This window comes from Shinella curvata, from assembly GCF_022899935.1.
Taxonomy (GTDB): Bacteria; Pseudomonadota; Alphaproteobacteria; order Rhizobiales; family Rhizobiaceae; genus Shinella; species Shinella curvata.
Genome location: NZ_JALJCJ010000007.1, coordinates 106,310 through 122,697 on the forward strand (window position 1 = coordinate 106,310; position 16,388 = coordinate 122,697).

The 16,388-nt window shown below is 63.4% G+C and carries 21 protein-coding genes; 4 read left to right on the forward strand and 17 right to left on the reverse strand.

Going from position 1 to position 16,388, the window contains the following annotated elements; genetic code table 11:
• Positions 1–11 precede the first annotated feature (11 nt).
• The 5 genes from MUU55_RS23650 to MUU55_RS23670 form a co-directional block, all read right to left on the reverse strand.
• Positions 12–515, reverse strand: coding sequence for an invasion associated locus B family protein (locus tag MUU55_RS23650; RefSeq protein WP_244763247.1), 504 nt, complete (start codon positions 513–515; stop codon positions 12–14).
• 321 nt (positions 516–836) lie between these two features.
• Positions 837–1,226: a YkvA family protein gene (locus tag MUU55_RS23655; protein WP_244763248.1), complete on the reverse strand. Its 390-nt coding sequence runs from the start codon at positions 1,224–1,226 to the stop codon at positions 837–839.
• A gap of 71 nt (positions 1,227–1,297) precedes the next feature.
• On the reverse strand, positions 1,298–1,606 hold the full coding sequence (locus MUU55_RS23660; RefSeq protein WP_244763249.1) for a 4a-hydroxytetrahydrobiopterin dehydratase: 309 nt from the start codon (positions 1,604–1,606) through the stop codon (positions 1,298–1,300).
• A gap of 76 nt (positions 1,607–1,682) precedes the next feature.
• Positions 1,683–2,408 carry a beta-ketoacyl-ACP reductase gene (phbB, locus tag MUU55_RS23665; protein ID WP_244763250.1) on the reverse strand — a complete coding sequence of 242 codons (726 nt, stop codon included), beginning with the start codon at positions 2,406–2,408 and terminating at the stop codon, positions 1,683–1,685.
• A gap of 87 nt (positions 2,409–2,495) precedes the next feature.
• A complete protein-coding gene (locus MUU55_RS23670) occupies positions 2,496–3,677 on the reverse strand; it encodes an acetyl-CoA C-acetyltransferase (protein ID WP_244763251.1) in 1,182 nt (393 codons plus the stop codon).
• Positions 3,678–3,968: 291 nt separating this feature from the next.
• Here MUU55_RS23670 and phaR point away from each other — a divergent pair, with 291 nt between their 5' ends.
• Complete coding sequence (phaR, locus tag MUU55_RS23675; RefSeq protein WP_244763252.1) at positions 3,969–4,547, forward strand: polyhydroxyalkanoate synthesis repressor PhaR; 579 nt, start codon at positions 3,969–3,971, stop codon at positions 4,545–4,547.
• A gap of 35 nt (positions 4,548–4,582) precedes the next feature.
• Here phaR and MUU55_RS23680 read toward each other — a convergent pair whose 3' ends face one another.
• The 4 genes from MUU55_RS23680 to mtgA form a co-directional block, all read right to left on the reverse strand.
• On the reverse strand, positions 4,583–4,990 hold the full coding sequence (locus tag MUU55_RS23680) for a hypothetical protein (protein ID WP_244763253.1): 408 nt from the start codon (positions 4,988–4,990) through the stop codon (positions 4,583–4,585).
• Between the two features lie 157 nt (positions 4,991–5,147).
• A complete protein-coding gene (gene rpmF, locus MUU55_RS23685; protein WP_024271259.1) occupies positions 5,148–5,333 on the reverse strand; it encodes a 50S ribosomal protein L32 in 186 nt (61 codons plus the stop codon).
• Positions 5,334–5,480: 147 nt separating this feature from the next.
• Positions 5,481–6,128 (reverse strand): glutathione S-transferase family protein, encoded by a 648-nt coding sequence (locus MUU55_RS23690; protein WP_244763254.1) that lies wholly within the window; start codon positions 6,126–6,128, stop codon positions 5,481–5,483.
• A gap of 68 nt (positions 6,129–6,196) precedes the next feature.
• Positions 6,197–6,952 (reverse strand): monofunctional biosynthetic peptidoglycan transglycosylase, encoded by a 756-nt coding sequence (mtgA, locus tag MUU55_RS23695; RefSeq protein WP_425314223.1) that lies wholly within the window; start codon positions 6,950–6,952, stop codon positions 6,197–6,199.
• A 136-nt stretch (positions 6,953–7,088) separates the two neighbouring features.
• On the opposite strand from mtgA, the gene MUU55_RS23700 reads away from it, so the two are divergent.
• The 3 genes from MUU55_RS23700 (at position 7,089) to MUU55_RS23710 (ending at position 9,828) form a co-directional block, all read left to right on the forward strand.
• Positions 7,089–8,006: a polyprenyl synthetase family protein gene (locus tag MUU55_RS23700; protein WP_244763256.1), complete on the forward strand. Its 918-nt coding sequence runs from the start codon at positions 7,089–7,091 to the stop codon at positions 8,004–8,006.
• A gap of 4 nt (positions 8,007–8,010) precedes the next feature.
• Positions 8,011–9,066 (forward strand): histidinol-phosphate transaminase, encoded by a 1,056-nt coding sequence (gene hisC, locus MUU55_RS23705; RefSeq protein ID WP_244763257.1) that lies wholly within the window; start codon positions 8,011–8,013, stop codon positions 9,064–9,066.
• Between the two features lie 126 nt (positions 9,067–9,192).
• A complete protein-coding gene (locus MUU55_RS23710; RefSeq protein ID WP_244763258.1) occupies positions 9,193–9,828 on the forward strand; it encodes a LysE family translocator in 636 nt (211 codons plus the stop codon).
• 55 nt (positions 9,829–9,883) lie between these two features.
• Here MUU55_RS23710 and ispG read toward each other — a convergent pair whose 3' ends face one another.
• The 8 genes from ispG to ccmA all read right to left on the reverse strand — a co-directional run bounded on the left by ispG (position 9,884) and on the right by ccmA (position 16,325).
• The gene (ispG, locus tag MUU55_RS23715) at positions 9,884–11,137 is read right to left on the reverse strand and encodes a flavodoxin-dependent (E)-4-hydroxy-3-methylbut-2-enyl-diphosphate synthase (RefSeq protein WP_244763259.1); all 1,254 of its coding nucleotides are present in this window, start codon (positions 11,135–11,137) and stop codon (positions 9,884–9,886) included.
• Between the two features lie 135 nt (positions 11,138–11,272).
• On the reverse strand, positions 11,273–12,466 hold the full coding sequence (locus MUU55_RS23720; protein WP_244763260.1) for an MFS transporter: 1,194 nt from the start codon (positions 12,464–12,466) through the stop codon (positions 11,273–11,275).
• A gap of 23 nt (positions 12,467–12,489) precedes the next feature.
• Positions 12,490–13,254 (reverse strand): DeoR/GlpR family DNA-binding transcription regulator, encoded by a 765-nt coding sequence (locus tag MUU55_RS23725; protein ID WP_244763492.1) that lies wholly within the window; start codon positions 13,252–13,254, stop codon positions 12,490–12,492.
• Positions 13,255–13,427: 173 nt separating this feature from the next.
• A complete protein-coding gene (locus tag MUU55_RS23730) occupies positions 13,428–14,042 on the reverse strand; it encodes a DsbE family thiol:disulfide interchange protein (RefSeq protein WP_244763261.1) in 615 nt (204 codons plus the stop codon).
• Positions 14,039–14,206: a heme exporter protein CcmD gene (gene ccmD / locus MUU55_RS23735; protein ID WP_244763262.1), complete on the reverse strand. Its 168-nt coding sequence runs from the start codon at positions 14,204–14,206 to the stop codon at positions 14,039–14,041. The genes MUU55_RS23730 and ccmD overlap by 4 nt, the downstream gene beginning before the upstream one ends.
• Positions 14,203–14,964: a heme ABC transporter permease gene (locus tag MUU55_RS23740; RefSeq protein ID WP_244763263.1), complete on the reverse strand. Its 762-nt coding sequence runs from the start codon at positions 14,962–14,964 to the stop codon at positions 14,203–14,205. The genes ccmD and MUU55_RS23740 overlap by 4 nt, the downstream gene beginning before the upstream one ends.
• A gap of 60 nt (positions 14,965–15,024) precedes the next feature.
• Entirely contained in the window at positions 15,025–15,684 is a 660-nt protein-coding gene (ccmB, locus tag MUU55_RS23745) for a heme exporter protein CcmB (protein WP_244763264.1), read from the reverse strand.
• Complete coding sequence (gene ccmA / locus MUU55_RS23750) at positions 15,681–16,325, reverse strand: heme ABC exporter ATP-binding protein CcmA (protein ID WP_244763265.1); 645 nt, start codon at positions 16,323–16,325, stop codon at positions 15,681–15,683. The genes ccmB and ccmA overlap by 4 nt, the downstream gene beginning before the upstream one ends.
• Positions 16,326–16,388: the final 63 nt, after the last annotated feature.

Consider the following 16,388-nt stretch of genomic DNA (forward strand, 5'->3'; position numbering starts at 1 on the left):
GGGTGCGTGCCTCAGCGGCAGCCTTCGATCTGCTTCAACGCAGCCGAAATCCCCGAGAGCGAATAGGAATAGGCCGTGCCGGTGCCGCGACGCGACTTCGCCTGCACCTGCATGTCCTTGCCGGTCTTCATGGCGTTGACGAGCGCGGGCTCTTCGGCGGCGTTTTCCACCCAGGCCGAGTTGCCCTTGGTGAACATCACGAAGGTGCGTCCGTCGATGACGACGTTGACCTTGGAGTTTTCCTGCAGCGGATAGCCCATCATCGCCTGCGGCTCATAGCTGATGTTCTGGCCCGGGCGCTGCGAAACGAGGAAGAAGACATCGCCGTGATCAACGCCGGGAGGCGTCTTTTCCTTCGGCACGGAAAGAACGTAGCAGACCTTGCCGCCATTCGCCTGGTAGGAATAGGCACCCCAGGCGTTGAACTGCTGAATGCGCGTCGGCGACTGGGCCGAGGCAACGCCTGCGGTCGCGATGACGAGGGCGAGTGCGGTTGCGAGCTTTCTTACGAACATGTTTTCCTGCCGGTTGTCTTGCCAGTGATTGCCGGTCGAAGGCGGGCGCCTTCCATCCGGTCTCGGCCTTGCATGATGACGATCTGGTTCATTTTGACTTAATTCAGGTTACCAAACCGTCAACATGCACCCAATTTCCAAAGGTCTTCCGTGCCGCACCGGGACAAATTGGCGTTGAAAACCGCTACTGCCCTTGCCGTGAAAGGCGGGCATGTCCAGTCCCCATTTGGTGAGATAGAACCCGTCGAAACCCACTAATGGCACAACGATTAGGGCAAGAATTTGACCCACAGAGGTGTGGGACAAACCAGCACAACCACCTTAACCCGCAGGCTGCATGCCCGGCTCGTCCGCAAGCGCCTTGTCAGCCGATCTGTAGTGGTCCTCTCGGACATGGCCACGGATGGCGGCGAAGGCGGCGGTGAGGACCGCAATGTCGTCGGAAAAGCCGACAAAGGCGAAGACATCCGGGATACCGTCGAGCGGCAGCACGAAATAGGCAAGCGCTGCAAGCAGGATGCCGCGCACCTTTGCCGGCGTGCGCGGGTCGAGCGCGCAATAGTAGGATGCGACAAGATCGCGTGAGAACGGCACCTGCCGCATCGCGCGCTTCAAAACCGGCCAGAACCGCTTCTTCACGCGGCCTTCTTGACGCTCCTGCTCGTCCGGGTCTCCAGGCAGAAGGATCTCGCCGATCTTCACATCATCCATTCAGGCCTCCCTTGGGTGGCAGCGCCGGCAAAGCCCGGCGCCAAAACATATGGGGATGGCTTCACGCGCCTTCAACTCTTCGTGCGAGATGCCGCCGCCTTCTCCATCGCCGCCGCCAGTTTGAAATCGAGATCGGTCAGGCCGCCGGCATCGTGATTGGTGAGCCGCACGTCGACGCGGTTGTAGACGTTGAACCATTCGGGATGGTGATTAAATTTCTCCGCGGCCAGCGCTCCCTCCGTCATGAAGCCGAAAGCCTCGCGGAAACTCTTGAACTTGAACGTCTTTTCGATGGCGATGCCGTCGTCGGCACGGATCCAGCCGTCGAGTGCCGCCAGCGCCTCGGCGATTGCTGCGTCATCGAGCTTTTCCTGTTTCATGGCACCCTCGCTTCTTCTCATGATACCATATGAAAACGGCGCCCGAGGGCGCCGTGTTCCGTTTTTCCGATGCGCGTCAGACGAAGAACTGTCCGCCGTTCGCCGAGATGGTCGAGCCAGTGATGAAACCGGCGTCGTCGGAGGCGAGGAAGACGACAATGCGGGCGATCTCCTCCGGTTCGCCGAGGCGGCCGACCGGGATCTGCGGGATGATCCGCTCGTTCAATACCTTTTCGGGAATGGCGCGCACCATTTCCGTGCCGATATAGCCGGGGCAAATGGCGTTGACCGTGATGCCCTTGGCGGCACCCTCCTGGGCGAGCGCCTTGGTGAAACCGAGGTCGCCGGCCTTCGCGGCGGAATAGTTCGCCTGGCCCATCTGGCCCTTCTGGCCGTTGATCGAGGAGATGTTGATGACGCGTCCGAAGCTGCGGTCGCGCATGCCGGTCCATACGGGATGGGTCATGTTGAAGAGACCCGTCAGGTTCGTGTTGATGACGGCACCCCACTGGTCGGGCGTCATCTTGTGAAACATCGCGTCCTTGGTGATGCCGGCATTGTTGACGAGAATGTCGACGGGTCCGAGATCGGCCTCCACCCTGCCGATGCCCTCGACACAGGCCTCGTAGCTCGAAACGTCCCACTTGTAGACCGGAATGCCGGTCTCCGCCTTGAAAGCATTGGCGGCATCGTCATTGCCGGCATAGCTCGCAGCCACCTTGTAGCCCGCAGCCTTCAGCGCCACCGAAATGGCCGCACCGATGCCCCGCGATCCGCCCGTTACCAACGCTACCCTGCTCATCTGGCTCACTCCCCTGATACTGTTTTTTGAGTCGACCCGACGCCCCGCGGGCGGCAGGTCCTGGCAAAGCAGAATGTCAGTCGATGCTTACAGGCTCTCGACGCACATCGCCACGCCCATGCCGCCGCCGATGCAGAGCGTGGCAAGCCCCTTCCTGGCGCCGCGGCGCTTCATCTCGAAGAGGAGCGTGTTGAGGATGCGGGCGCCGGACGCGCCGATCGGATGACCGATGGCGATCGCGCCGCCGTTGACGTTGACGATCGACGGATCCCAGCCGAGGTCCTTGTTAACCGCACAGGCCTGGGCGGCAAAGGCTTCGTTGGCTTCGACGAGGTCGAGATCGCCGATCTTCCAGCCCGCGCGCTCGAGCGCCTTGCGCGAAGCCGGGATCGGCCCGGTGCCCATGATCTTCGGATCGACGCCGGCCGTCGCCCAGGACACGATGCGGGCGAGCGGCTGGATACCGCGGCGCGACGCCTCGGCTTCGCTCATCAGAAGGGCGGCGGCAGCACCGTCGTTGAGGCCAGAGGCGTTGGCGGCCGTGACCGAACCTTCCTTGTCGAAGGCGGGGCGAAGCTTGGTCATCTGCTCCAGCGTGGCGCCATGGCGGATATATTCGTCGGCATCGACCGATACATCGCCCTTGCGACCCTTGACGATGAAGGGAACGATTTCATCCTTGAAGCGGCCTTCCTTCTGGGCGGCCTCGGCCTTGTTCTGCGAGCCCACGGCAAAGACATCCTGCTCGTCGCGCGAAAGCTGCCATTGCTTGGCGACGTTTTCGGCGGTGATGCCCATATGATAGCCGTAGAAGGCGTCGGTCAGGCCGTCCTTGATCATCGTATCGATCATCTTGAAATCGCCCATCTTCACGCCGCCGCGCAGATGCGCGCAATGCGGCGCCATCGACATGGACTCCATGCCGCCGGCCACGATGATGCCGGCATCGCCGGTCGCGATCTGCTGCATGCCGAGCGCCACGGCGCGAAGCCCGGAGCCGCAGAGCTGGTTCATCGTCCAGGCGGTCGCGTCCTGCGGAATGCCGGCTTTCATGGCGGCCTGGCGGGCCGGGTTCTGGCCTTCGCCGGCCTGCAGTACCTGACCGAGGATCACCTCGTTGACCTCGCCCGCCTCGACGCCCGCGCGTTCCAGAACCGCCGAAATGGCCGTTGCCCCGAGTTCATGGGCGGGCGTGTTCGCGAAGGAGCCGTTGAACGATCCGACCGCGGTGCGGGCGGCGCTGGCGATGACGATGGACGGGGTGCTCATGATGTACTTCCTCAATTCTGCGACCGGGCTATCGGTCCTGGAACCGGCCCCGGCGCACGAACGGCGCGAGCCCGGCGGTTCTCCCGAAATCGAAACTGGCAAAGCGAAGGGGGAGAGTCAAACGGGGATATCCGGTGCCGCTAAAATTTCATGCGCGGGACCTGCAGCATGAAAATCCATGTTGCGCAGCATTCCTCGCCGCATCGCACAATTCGATTGTCAGCCGCCGACTTTTTGCCGATACTCCCCGGACCAAAAAAGAAATGGAAATACGGGGATGAGGAGACCCTAATGGCCAGGAACGACGGTCAGATCGTCATCAAGAAATACGCGAACCGGCGCCTCTACAACACCGGCACGAGCACCTATGTGACGCTCGACGATCTCGCGGTCATGGTGAAGAAGGGCGAGGACTTCACCGTGCAGGACGCGAAATCCGGCGAGGACATCACCCATTCGGTGCTGACCCAGATCATTTTCGAGCAGGAATCCAAGACCGGCAACACGCTTTTGCCGATCTCTTTCCTGCGCCAGCTGATCTCCTATTACGGCGACCAGATGCAGATGGTCGTACCGAGTTATCTCGAGCACTCGATGCAGGCCTTCACCGAGCAGCAGTCGCAGATGCGCGAGCAGATCAACAAGGCGCTGGGCGACACGCCGCTCGCCAAGAACCTCCAGGTGCCCATGGCACTCATCGAGGAAACGACACGGCGCAACACGGAACTCTTCCAGCAGGCGATGAAGATGTTCTCGCCCTTCGCCAATGCCGCGCCGCCGAAGGAAACGCGCAAGGCGGAGCCGAAGGATCTCGACGAACTGAAGGAGCAGCTGCGCGCGCTCCAGACGAAGCTCGACAATCTCAGCTGAAGAAGCCGGGCTGGCGCGGGCTCGCCCGCGCCGCCTCAAAGCCCGATCGAAAGATCGCGGCCTGCCGTGCGGATCGATACCGCAAAGCCGGCAATGACGTCGATGAAGCAGATCGTCATGAGAATGAAGAAGATTTGCGTCGCTGCGGCCTGCACCAGCAGGAATTCGACCAGTGCGGCCACGAACAGCACCATCGACAGCATATGGTCGAGGAGAGCCCGCGAACCCGGCCGCGTGGCCTTCAGGATTTCCACGAAGAGCAGCACAAGGGCGATGAAGATGAGCAGGTCGCCGAAGGCCATGGTCCAGGTCGTGCCCGAGAGCATGTTGACCGCCATCACCTCGTTGTCGAGCACGGCGATGCCGCCATCGCCGAACAGCCCTGTCATGGCGAGGTTATAGATGGCGAGGGGGATGATCAGCAGCGGTATGGCCAAAAGCATCGGCAAGGGCTCCAGTGGCCGCACGGATCTGGCGGCGTTCCCGTCGTCTTAGCGGAAGATTCGGTTCGAGAAAATGTCACGCCGGCCGGAAAGGATGCGGCCAAAAGAAAAGGCCCGGTTTCCCGGGCCTTGATCTCAGCAGATGCCGAAGCGCAGATTATGCGCTTTCCTTCGGCGTCAGAACCTGGCGACCGCGGTACATGCCGGTCTTCAGGTCGATGTGGTGCGGACGGCGCAGTTCGCCCGAGTTCTTGTCTTCGACGTAGGTCGAACCCTTCAGAGCGTCTGCGGAACGGCGCATACCGCGCTTGGACGGGCTCGTTTTTCTTTTCGGTACAGCCATTTCACTAACTCCACTTATCGGGCAAACACATCCTCACGCCACCGAATGGCTGACAAGAATATGTCGTTATTTCGGAAATTGGGCCGGCTTATACACAGCAAAAGCCTGCTTGACCAGTCCTCGTGCCGTTTTTTTCGACTCTGACCCTCAGACCTCGTCTTCCGGGACGATCCAGGGCTCGGCTTCCGCCGCCGCCTGCCACTTTTGCCAGGCCGGATGCGCCTTCACGCGCGCCATATAGGCGAGTACCGTTTCGTCCTGCGTCAGGCAATAGGCCTCGAAGCGGCTGACCACGGGTGCATACATCGCATCCGCCGCCGAAAACGCGCCGAACAGGAACGGGCCGCCGGAGCGGGCGATCGCATCCTTCCAGATCGTCTCGATGCGCGCGACGTCATCCCTCACGCCATCGGGAAGATCGATTTTGCCCGGCTTGCGGCGAATGTTCATCGGGCAAGCATTTCGGATGGCGCGGAAGCCCGAGAGCATTTCCATCGAGATTGCCCGCGCCTCGGCGCGGGCCGCTGCATCCCGAGGCCAGAGGCCTCTTTCGGGAAAAAGCTCGGCGACATATTCGATGATCGCAAGCGATTCCCAGACCCTGACCGCGCCGTGATGCAGTACCGGCACCTTGCCCGTCGGCGAGAGGTCGCGGAACTGCGGGTTGCCAGCGGCAAAATCGAAGGGGATCACCTTATCCGTGAAGGGCACGCCCGCCGCTTCCAGCGCGATCCAAGGCCGGAAGGACCAGGAGGAATAGTTCTTGTTGCCGACATAGAGGATGAGGTCCGACATATGATGCTCCTTGCGCGCGACGAACCGTAGGGGTTCAGCGGCTGGAGCGCCAATGAAAAGCCCTGAAGTCACTCATAAAGGCATTTGATATAATCGCCAGAACCGCTCGCCCGCCGCTCGATGAGCCGCGCCAGCCGCTGCAGCCCGCGCCCCGGCTTGCCAGCATTGCGCTCGTAGGGATTGGGCAGCGAGACGGCGAGAAGGGCCGCCTGCCGGCGCGAAAGCTTTGCCGCCGGCACATTGAAATGGTGCTGGGCAGCCGCCTCGATGCCATAGATGCCCGGGCCCCATTCGGCGATGTTGAGATAGATCTCCATCAGCCGCCGCTTGCTCCACACGAAGTCCGCAACGACCGCGAGCGGCAGCTCCATCGTCTTACGCAGGAAGGAGCGCCCGTTCCAGAGGAACAGGTTCTTGGCCGTCTGCATGGGGATCGTGCTGGCGCCGCGCGTCTGTTCTCCGGCCAGCGCCTCGTTGACCACGGCCCGCATCTCGCCCCAATCAACGCCGGAATGGCGGCAGAACTGGCCGTCTTCCGACATCATCACCGACTGCACCAGGTGGGGAGAGATATCTTCGAATGCCACCCATTGCCGATCGTAGCCACGCAGCAGAACGAGGTCGCGCAGCATGAGGGTGGAAACCGGGCGGACAAAATCGACCGCATAAAACAGGATCAGCACATAGGGCAGCGCGACGAAGGCCAGAACGGCGAGAACGATCCGTCGCCAGTTCCGGCGGAGGCGGGTCATCCAACCATCCTTGCCACCGGCGTCTGCCTCCGAATTGACCGTGTCTGCCCGTGTTTCCGGTACGATGTCCAAGTGCCGGCGCCCATCCTTGCGTCGTTGCGCCTTCATACCGTCACGGCTCACCAAAAACCAGCGCTTCGCCGCGATTCTTTACCATCATCCCGGCATTCCCGTTGCCTCCTTCGGGCACCCATGCCAAAGAGCGGCCATGAGCGAACGTCACCAGGAATTCCAGTCCCGTCTGAAGGACAATGCCGAAGCCGTGGAAAAGCTGCTTGCGGCACTGCTCTCCGCCGACAGGCAGCCGGACGAGATCGCCCGCCCCGAGCGCCTGATGGCCGCCATGCGCCATGGCGTGCTGAACGGCGGCAAGCGCCTGCGGCCCTTCCTTGTCATCGAATCGGCGGCCCTCTTTCCCGACGTCGCGCGCGAAACGGCGCTGCGCATCGGTGCGGCACTCGAATGCATCCACTGCTATTCGCTGGTGCATGACGACCTGCCGGCGATGGACGACGACGACCTGCGCCGCGGCCAGCCGACCGTGCATATCGCCTTCGACGAGGCGGCCGCCATCCTCGCCGGCGACAGCCTGCTGACGCTCGCCTTCGATATCGTCGCAGCGCCCGAGACGCGCCTGTCCGACGCCACCAAGATGGCGCTCATTCTGGCGCTGGCGCGCGCCGCCGGCATCGGCGGCATGGCCGGCGGCCAGATGCTCGACCTCGCGGCGGAGAAAACGGCCCCGGACGAGGACGGCATCATCACGCTTCAGGCGATGAAGACCGGTGCGCTCCTGCGCTTCGCCTGCGAAGCGGGTGCGATCATCGCCGGCGCGTCCGATGGTGAACGGCTGGCGCTGCGCCGCTACGGCGAGGCCGTGGGCCTCGCCTTCCAGATCGCCGACGATCTGCTCGATCTCACCGCCGATGCCGCGACGATGGGCAAGGCGACGGGCAAGGATGCCGATCGCGGCAAGGCGACGCTCGTGTCGCGCCGCGGCCAGGCCTGGGCGGAAGACCGCCTTCAGGCGCTTGTGACGGAGGCCGAGGCGCTTCTTGCGCCGTTCAGCCATCGGGCCGGAATCCTGATCGAAACCGCCCATTTCATAGCCAATCGCAGGAACTGACGTCATGAGCAAATTCTGGTCGCCGATCGTCGCCACGCTCAAGCCCTATGTCGCAGGCGAGCAGCCGCGCATTCAAAACCTCACCAAGCTCAACACCAACGAAAATCCCTATGGCCCCTCGCCCAAGGCGATCGCCGCCATGCAGGCCGCCGTCGCCAACAGCCTGAAGCTCTATCCCGACCCGTCGGCGCTGGCGCTGCGCCAATCCATCGCCCGCTTCTACGGCGTCGACGCTGACGAAGTCTTCGTCGGCAACGGTTCGGATGAGGTGCTGGCGCACGCCTTCGTAGCACTTCTCAAGCACGACAAGCCGCTCGCCTATCCCGATATCACCTACAGCTTCTACCCGACCTATTGCCGGCTGTTCGGCATCGAATCGGTCGAAATCCCGCTGAAGGACGATTTCACCATCGATCTTGCGGACTATGAGCGCCCCTGCGGCGCCATCATCATCCCGAACCCGAATGCGCCGACCGGTATCGGCCTGCCGCTCTCCGCCATCGAGAGACTGGTCGCCGAACACCCGGACCAGCCTGTCGTCGTCGACGAGGCCTATATCGACTTCGGCGGCGAGAGTGCGATCCCGCTGACCAGGAAATACGACAACCTGCTCGTCGTGCACACGCTGTCGAAGTCCCGCTCGCTGGCCGGCCTGCGCGTCGGCTACGCCATCGGCCAGCGCCCGCTGATCGATGCGCTGGAGCGCGTCAAGGACAGCTTCAACTCCTATCCGCTCGACCGCGTCGCGCAGGCGGGCGCCGCAGCCGCCATCGACGACCGCGAATGGTTCGACGAGACACGTGGCAAGGTCATCGAGACCCGCGAGCGCGTCACCGGCGCGTTGCGCCAGCGCGGCTTCGAAGTGCTGCCCTCGCAGGCCAACTTCGTCTTCGCCCGTCACCCCGGCCACAGCGGCGAGACGCTCGCCAAGGGCCTGCGCGACCGCGCCGTGCTGGTGCGCCACTTCGCCAAGCCCCGCATCTCGGACTTTTTGCGCATCACCATCGGCACGGCCGAGGAATGCGACCGTCTGATCGCGGCGATCGAAGAGATCGTCTGAGGTTTTCGGATAGCGTCCTCTCATTCGGCCTGGAAAGGCCGGATGAGAGGGACATGTGGTGCAATTCTCCGGCTTGGAGCGGGAAAAACGATCGATTATCGTTCGCTGAAATAGCAGCGGTGAACCATGACCGATCTCACGCCCTACCTGCCGCAACTCGCCGTCGCCTGGACGGCCTATTTCATCGCGACGGCCTCGCCGGGGCCGGCGATCATCGCGATCATCGCGACCTCGATCAGCCGGGGACGGCGGGCGGGCCTGGCGCTCGCCTCCGGCGTGCTGACCGGCTCCTATATCTGGGCGATCCTCACCGCCTCAGGCCTGTCGGCCCTCATCCGTACCTATGGCGAAGCGCTGATCGTCCTGAAGATCGTCGGCGGCTGCTACCTGCTGTGGCTTGCCTGGAATGCCTGGCGCGCCGCCCGCAGGAGCGAGGAAACCTACCGCGCCCAGATGGCGGCGATGCCCGCGCTGTCACCGCGCCGGCAATATCTCAAGGGCCTCGGCATCCACATCACCAATCCCAAGGCGATCTTCAACTGGATCATGCTGACATCGCTCGGCATGCCGCCGGGCGGCGTCATGGCGACCTTCATCGCCGGCTGCATGGTTCTGGGGATCTGCGTCTTCCTCGGCTTCGCGCTGGTCTTCTCGCTAGGCCCGGTGCACCGGGCCTATCTGAAGTCGCGCCGCGCTATCGAAGGCGTCATGGCCGCCTTCTTTGCCTTTGCCGGGTTCAAACTTTTGACGACACGGCTCTGAGCCGCGCCAGCAAAACTGTCACGCGGTTTCCCGTCCGGCGCGGCGGCTGGAAAGCTTACTCGGCGGCGGCCTGGCCCTGCCCGTAGCGCTTCTCGATATAATCGTTGACCAGCGTCTCGAATTCGCCGGCAATATTGGTGCCGCGCAGCGTCATCGCCTTCTTGCCGTCGACATAGACGGGCGCGATCGGCAGTTCGCCGGTGCCCGGAAGCGAAATGCCGATATCGGCATGTTTGCTCTCGCCCGGCCCGTTGACGATGCAGCCCATGACGGCAACCTTGAGGCCTTCGACGCCGGGATATTTTTCCCGCCAGACCGGCATGTTCTTGCGGATGTCGTCCTGAATCTTCTGCGCCAGTTCCTGGAAGACCGTCGAGGTCGTGCGTCCGCAACCCGGACAGGCGGCGACGACGGGGATGAACTGGCGGAAGCCCATGACCTGTAGCAGTTCCTGTGCCACCTGCACCTCCCGGGTGCGGTCACCGCCGGGCTCCGGCGTCAGCGAGATACGGATCGTATCGCCGATGCCCTGCTGCATGAGAATGCCGAGCGAGGCCGAGGAGGCGACGACACCCTTGGTGCCCATGCCGGCCTCGGTGAGGCCGAGATGCAGCGCATGGTCGGAGCGCGATGACAACATCGCATAGACGGCGATGAGGTCCTGCACGGCAGAGACCTTTGCCGAGAGAATGATGCGGCTGCGCGGCAGGCCGATTTCTTCCGCCAGTTCCGCCGAGAGCAGCGCCGACTGGCAGATCGCCTCGCGCATGACCTGCTGGGCCGTCAGCGGAAAACCCTTGTCCTGGTTTTCGTCCATAAGCCGGGTCAGCAGTTCCTGGTCGAGCGAGCCCCAGTTGACGCCGATGCGCACCGGCTTGTCGTAGCGGATCGCCGTCTCGACGATGGCAGAGAACTGCTTGTCCTTCTTGTCCTTGAAGCCGACATTGCCCGGATTGATGCGATACTTCGCCAGCGCCTCGGCGCAGGCAGGGTGATCGGCAAGCAGCTTGTGACCGATATAGTGGAAATCGCCAACCAGCGGCACGTCGAGGCCCAGACGCTCCAGGCGCTCGCGGATCTTTGGCACGGCCGCAGCACTCTCGTCGCGATCGACGGTGATGCGGACGATCTCGGAGCCGGCGCGATGCAGGGCGGCGACCTGCGCCACCGTGCCGTCGATATCGGCCGTATCCGTATTGGTCATCGACTGGACGACGACGGGCGCGCCGCCGCCGACAAGCACGCCGCCGACATCGACACCGACGGATTGGCGCCGCGGCTTCGGTTCAAAGTCGAAGGAAAAGGACATTTTGGAGCCTCTTGCTCGAAAAGCGGCCCGCGCCCGCAAGCGCGCGGCCTTTGCCCTCAGGTGGATCAGGAAATGGGGCTTGTCAACTGGAAGGGCGGGCACGCGCGACGATTTGATCGCCGCGCGCCATCAGTCTCAATGATGCTCGCGCACATCCGCATGGATCGCATGGCGCGATAGGAGGAGCACGACGATGAAGAGCACCGGCAGGAGCGTGAAGATGATGGCAAAGCCGGTGTGCTCGGCGATGAAGCCGATGACCGACGGCGCAAAGAGCGAGCCGGAATAACCCATCACGGTGGCGACCGACAGCGCAACGCCCTGCGCGAAGCCCGGCAGGTTGCCGGCGGCGGAGAAGGCGATCGGCACCATGTTTGAAATGCCGACGCCGCAGAGTGCGAAACCGACCATCGCAATGTAGGCATTCGGTGCCTGCCCCGCGATGATCATGCCGACCATCGCCGTGACCGTGCAGAAACGCAGCGTCTTCACGGCGCCAAAACGATCACGCACATGGTCGCCGGCAAAGCGCATGACGGCCATGGTGAGCGAGAAGGCGCCGAAGGCGAAGCCGGAAAGCGCCAGCGACGCACCGAGCTCATCGCGCATGTAGAGCGCACCCCAATCGAGAATCGCGCCTTCCGGCACCATGGAAAACAGCGCCATGATGCCGATCAGCCAGGGCAGCAGGGTCATCGGCAGGCGGACCTTCTGGCGCTCCTCGCTCGGATGCGGCGCATCGTGCAACACGAAGGGCCAGATAAAGACGAGCGCGACGATACCGAGCCCCGTCAGCAGCAGCGCATGGCCCATCACGCCCATCGCCTCGATGAGGAAACCGCCGGTGGACGCGCCGATAAAGGCGCCGAGGCTCCAGAAGGCGTGGCAGGACGACATGATCGCCCGGCGCATCGACTTTTCGACCTCGACGGCATTGCCGTTCATCGAGACGTCCATCGCGCCCATCAGACCGCCGAAGAAGAAGATCGCGACGGCACCGACCGGAATGCTCGGCGCAATAGAGAGCAGCAGCATGGTCGAAAGGAAGAGGATCGTCGCACCCTTCACCGTGCGCGTCGTGCCGAAATGCGCAATCAGGATGCCGGCGATCGGCATCAGCACCAGCGAGCCAATGCCGAAGCACATGATCATCAGGCCGAGGCCCGATTCGGAGAGATCGAGCCGGCTGGCGAATTCCGGAATTTTTGGCGCCCAGGCACCGGCAAAGGTGCCGTTCAGAAGGAACAGGCCCGAGACGGCAAGCCGCGTCGAGGGGAAATAGGTCTTTGCGAGGGATTTGCCGGAAATGGCGGTGTCGGGCGTTGTCATGGGAGGTCCATTGCTTGGGAGGGCTAGCTGGCCCGGATGGTTTCGATGCCGGCACTCGCCAGCGCTGCGGCTTCCGCCTCATCCGCATCGGCCTCGACGACGGCGCACGTGATGCGGGAGAGCGGCACGACGGAATAGGGCGCCGCGGTGGAAAGCTTGTCGTTGGTGACGGCGATGAGCACGGACTTGCTGCGCGAGGCAAGGAAGCGCTTGAACTCGGCGTCTTCGAAGGAGTACGCGGTAACGCCTGCTTCCGCGTCGATGCCGCAGACGCCGAGCACCAGGATATCGGGGCGGAAGGCCTCCGCATCACGCAGCGCCTTGGCACCGACCGCACCGCCGACGGACGGATCGATCACCCCGCCGAGCTGGATCGTCCTGATATCGCGCTCAAGCACGGCCGCAGCGATGGCCGGCGCATTTGTCACCACTGTCAGGTCGGCGCCGATGGGCAGCGCACGGGCGAGGGCGAGATTGGTGCTACCGGCATCGAGAAACACATTGGAGCCGGTCGGAATGCGTTCCGCAGCCGCCATCGCCAGCGCCGCCTTGCGCTCGCCGCCGATCGCGATGCGCTCGGTCATCGAGACCTGCGACTGCGAGATGCGTAGGGCGCCGCCATAGACCCGGCGGCAGAGACCGGCCGAGGCCATCTCGCGCAGGTCCCGCCGGATCGTGTCTTCCGACACGCCCAGTTCCTGCGCCAGCTCCGCCGCGATCACCCGCCCCGAAAGGTCAAGCCGCGTGCGGATGAGCGCCTGTCGTTCGCCGAGAAGAAGATCCTGTATCGACACCGCCACCACCAAATCATGCACGATTGCGCCATAATGCGCACAACCCGGCAACAACGTCAATGAATGCGGAAAATCATGCTTGTTTGCCGATCGATGCATTACTCGAAGAGCGCAAGCGCCCTTCATCGCATCGAGCGAATCACATCACCGAAAATAAAGAGGAAGACTCAGCCGGCCTGCGCCGGCATGCCCAGAGCCTTTTCGATGGCCGGATAAAGCCCGTCCTTGAGGCTCTTGTCGTCGAACGGGCCGACGCGCTTGTAGAGGATCGTGCCGTCGGGGCCGACGAGATAGCTTTCCGGGATACCGTAGACACCCCAGTCGATCGCCATTTTTCCCACGGGATCGAGACCGATGGCAGAGAAGGGGTTGCCGAGCTCACCGAGGAAGCGCAGCGCGTTTTCGTTGCCGTCCTTGTAGTTCACGCCGACGACGGTGAGACGCGGATCCTTGGAGAGCTCGAGGATAACAGGATGCTCCTGCCGGCAGGGCACGCACCAGGAAGCCCAGAAATTGACGAGCGTCAGCTTGCCCTTGCCGGTGTCGCTGGTCAGCGCCGGAACGGGCACGCCATCCCTTGTGGCTCCAACGAGCGGATCGAGATCGCGGAAAGGTGCCTTGGTGCCGATCAGCGCGGAGGGGATTTCCGAAATATTGCGGCCGGAATTGAGCTGCGTCCAGAAGATCAGCGCCAGACCCAGAAAGATCGCCAGCGGCAGCGCGGCGAGAATGAGGCGCGTGCGCGTGCCGGCGCCTTCGGCATTGCCTTCCGTCTCGCTCATCGGGCTTCCTCTGCGCGCGCCGAACGGCGGCGGATGCCGGCGGCTTCCAGACGCTCCAGCTCGCGATGGCGGCCGCGATGGTCGATGAAGACCCAGCCGATAAGGCCGAAGGTGATGGCAAAGGCGGCGATATAGGAGGCCGTGACGTAGAAGGCGTGGCTCATGCGGCACCTCCCGCCGAGCGGGCGGCATGACGGCGCAGCACGGCGATGCGGCGGCGCAGGATTTCGTTGCGCATCGCCAGGATATGCAGCGTGAAGAACAGCATGGAGAAGGCGATCGCCATGACCAGAAGCGGCCACAGGAATTCCGAATCGATGGTCGGGCCATCCATGCGCACGACGCTGGCCGGCTGGTGCAGCGTGTTCCACCATTCGACGGAAAACTTGATGATGGGGATGTTGACGAAGCCGACGAGGATGAGGACGGCGCTGACCTTGGCGGCGCGCGTCGGGTCGTCCATAGCGCGGTTGAGCGCGATCAGGCCGAGATACATCAGGAACAGTACGAAGACCGACGTCAGCCGCGCATCCCACACCCACCAGGTACCCCACATCGGCTTGCCCCACAGCGAACCGGTGATGAGCGCGACGAGGGTGAAGCCGGCGCCGATCGGGGCCGCGGCCTTGGCCGAGACATCGGCGAGCGGATGGCGCCAGACGAGCGTGCCGAGTGCCGAGAGCGCCATGACCGTGTAGCACATCATCGAAAGCCAGGCGGCCGGCACATGCACATACATGATGCGCACCGTCTCGCCCTGCTGGTAATCGCCTGTTGTCGTGAAGGAAAGATAGAGCCCGACCGCGAACAGACAGAGTGTCAGTCCGGCAAGCCACGGCCAGACGGTGGCGACCAGCCCCAGAAACCGCGTCGGGTTGGCGAGGTCGCTGAATTTGCGGATGGCAAGGCTCGGTTCGCTCATGATGGTTCTTTAACGCGGAAGCCAGCCGGCTTCAATTGATCTGCCGCAATCACATTTGTGTCAGTCGCTGGAAAGGCGAAGTGCCGCAGCAGCGGCGACTGGGCCGATGACGGCGAAGAACAGGTTGAGCGCCACGAGGATGAGAAACGGCGGCAGGAAGGGCGCCGGCTCCTGGATCGCGGCATAGACGGCGCTGACGCCGAAGATCAGCACGGGAATGGCGAGCGGCAGAACGAGGATGGAGACGAGCAGCCCGCCACGCGGCAGCGCCACGGCAATGCCTGCTCCGGCCGCGCCGATGAAGGTGATGGCGGGCGTGCCGGCCAGAAGCGTCAATGTCGTCGCACCGATCGCCACCTCATCCATGTTCATGAAGAGACCGAGCAGCGGCGAGGCGATGACCAGAGGCAGACCGGTCGCGATCCAGTGCGCGACGCATTTGACGAAGACCGTCAGCACCAGCGGCGTTTCCTGCATCAGGATGAGATCGAGCGAACCATCCTCGCGCTCCGCCTGGAACAGCCGGTCGAGGCCGAGCAGCGAGGCGAGAAGCGCACCGATCCACAGGATCGCCGGGCCGATGCGCGCGAGAAGATTGAGATCCGGCCCGACGCCGAAGGGAATGACGGCGACGACGGTCATGAAGAACAGGACGCCGATGAGGGCGCCACCGCCGGCGCGGACAGAGAGTTTGAGGTCGCGAAGGAGCATTGCGATCACGCCCAGGTCTCCAGAGAGCTGTATTCGAAGCCCTTCATCCTGAGTTCTTTCACGCCCTCCAGCCCCAAAGGCTGATGCGTCGCGGCAATTGCGATGCCGCCGTGCGCGAGATGGGCGGTGACGAGGCCGGCGAACATGGCTTCGGCGGCGGCATCGAGGGCCGCAGTCGGCTCGTCGAGGATCCAGACCGGGCGCCAGGCGACGAGGAGCTTGGCCATGGCCATGCGGCGCTGCTGGCCGGCGGAGAGATAGCCGAAGGGCAGATGCACGATGCCGCCCAGGCCGACCGATTCGGCAGCCTCATCCGCGGACACGCCGGTGCCGCCGGCGAAATCACCGAAAAAAGCTTTCCAGAAGGACAGGTTTTCGTCGACGGTCAGTTCGCGCTTCATCGCATTGCGGTGGCCGAGATAGTGTGCGGCCTCGCTCAGGCGTTCCACCGGTTGCGCTGCAGCAAGGAGTTTTGCCGTGCCTTTTTCCGCCGGCAGGAGACCGGCCAGTACGCGCAGCAGGGTGGACTTGCCCGAGCCGTTGGCACCCTTGACCACCAGGGCTTCGCCGCCTGCGATTTCAAAGGAAACATCTTGGAAAATCAGGTCTTCGCCGCGCCTGGCGCTCAACCCTTCGGCGACGAGCCGCATGGTGTTTCACTTTCCCTTTACGACCTTGGTCGCACTGCAAAAAATTGTCCCGAATTTACCGTC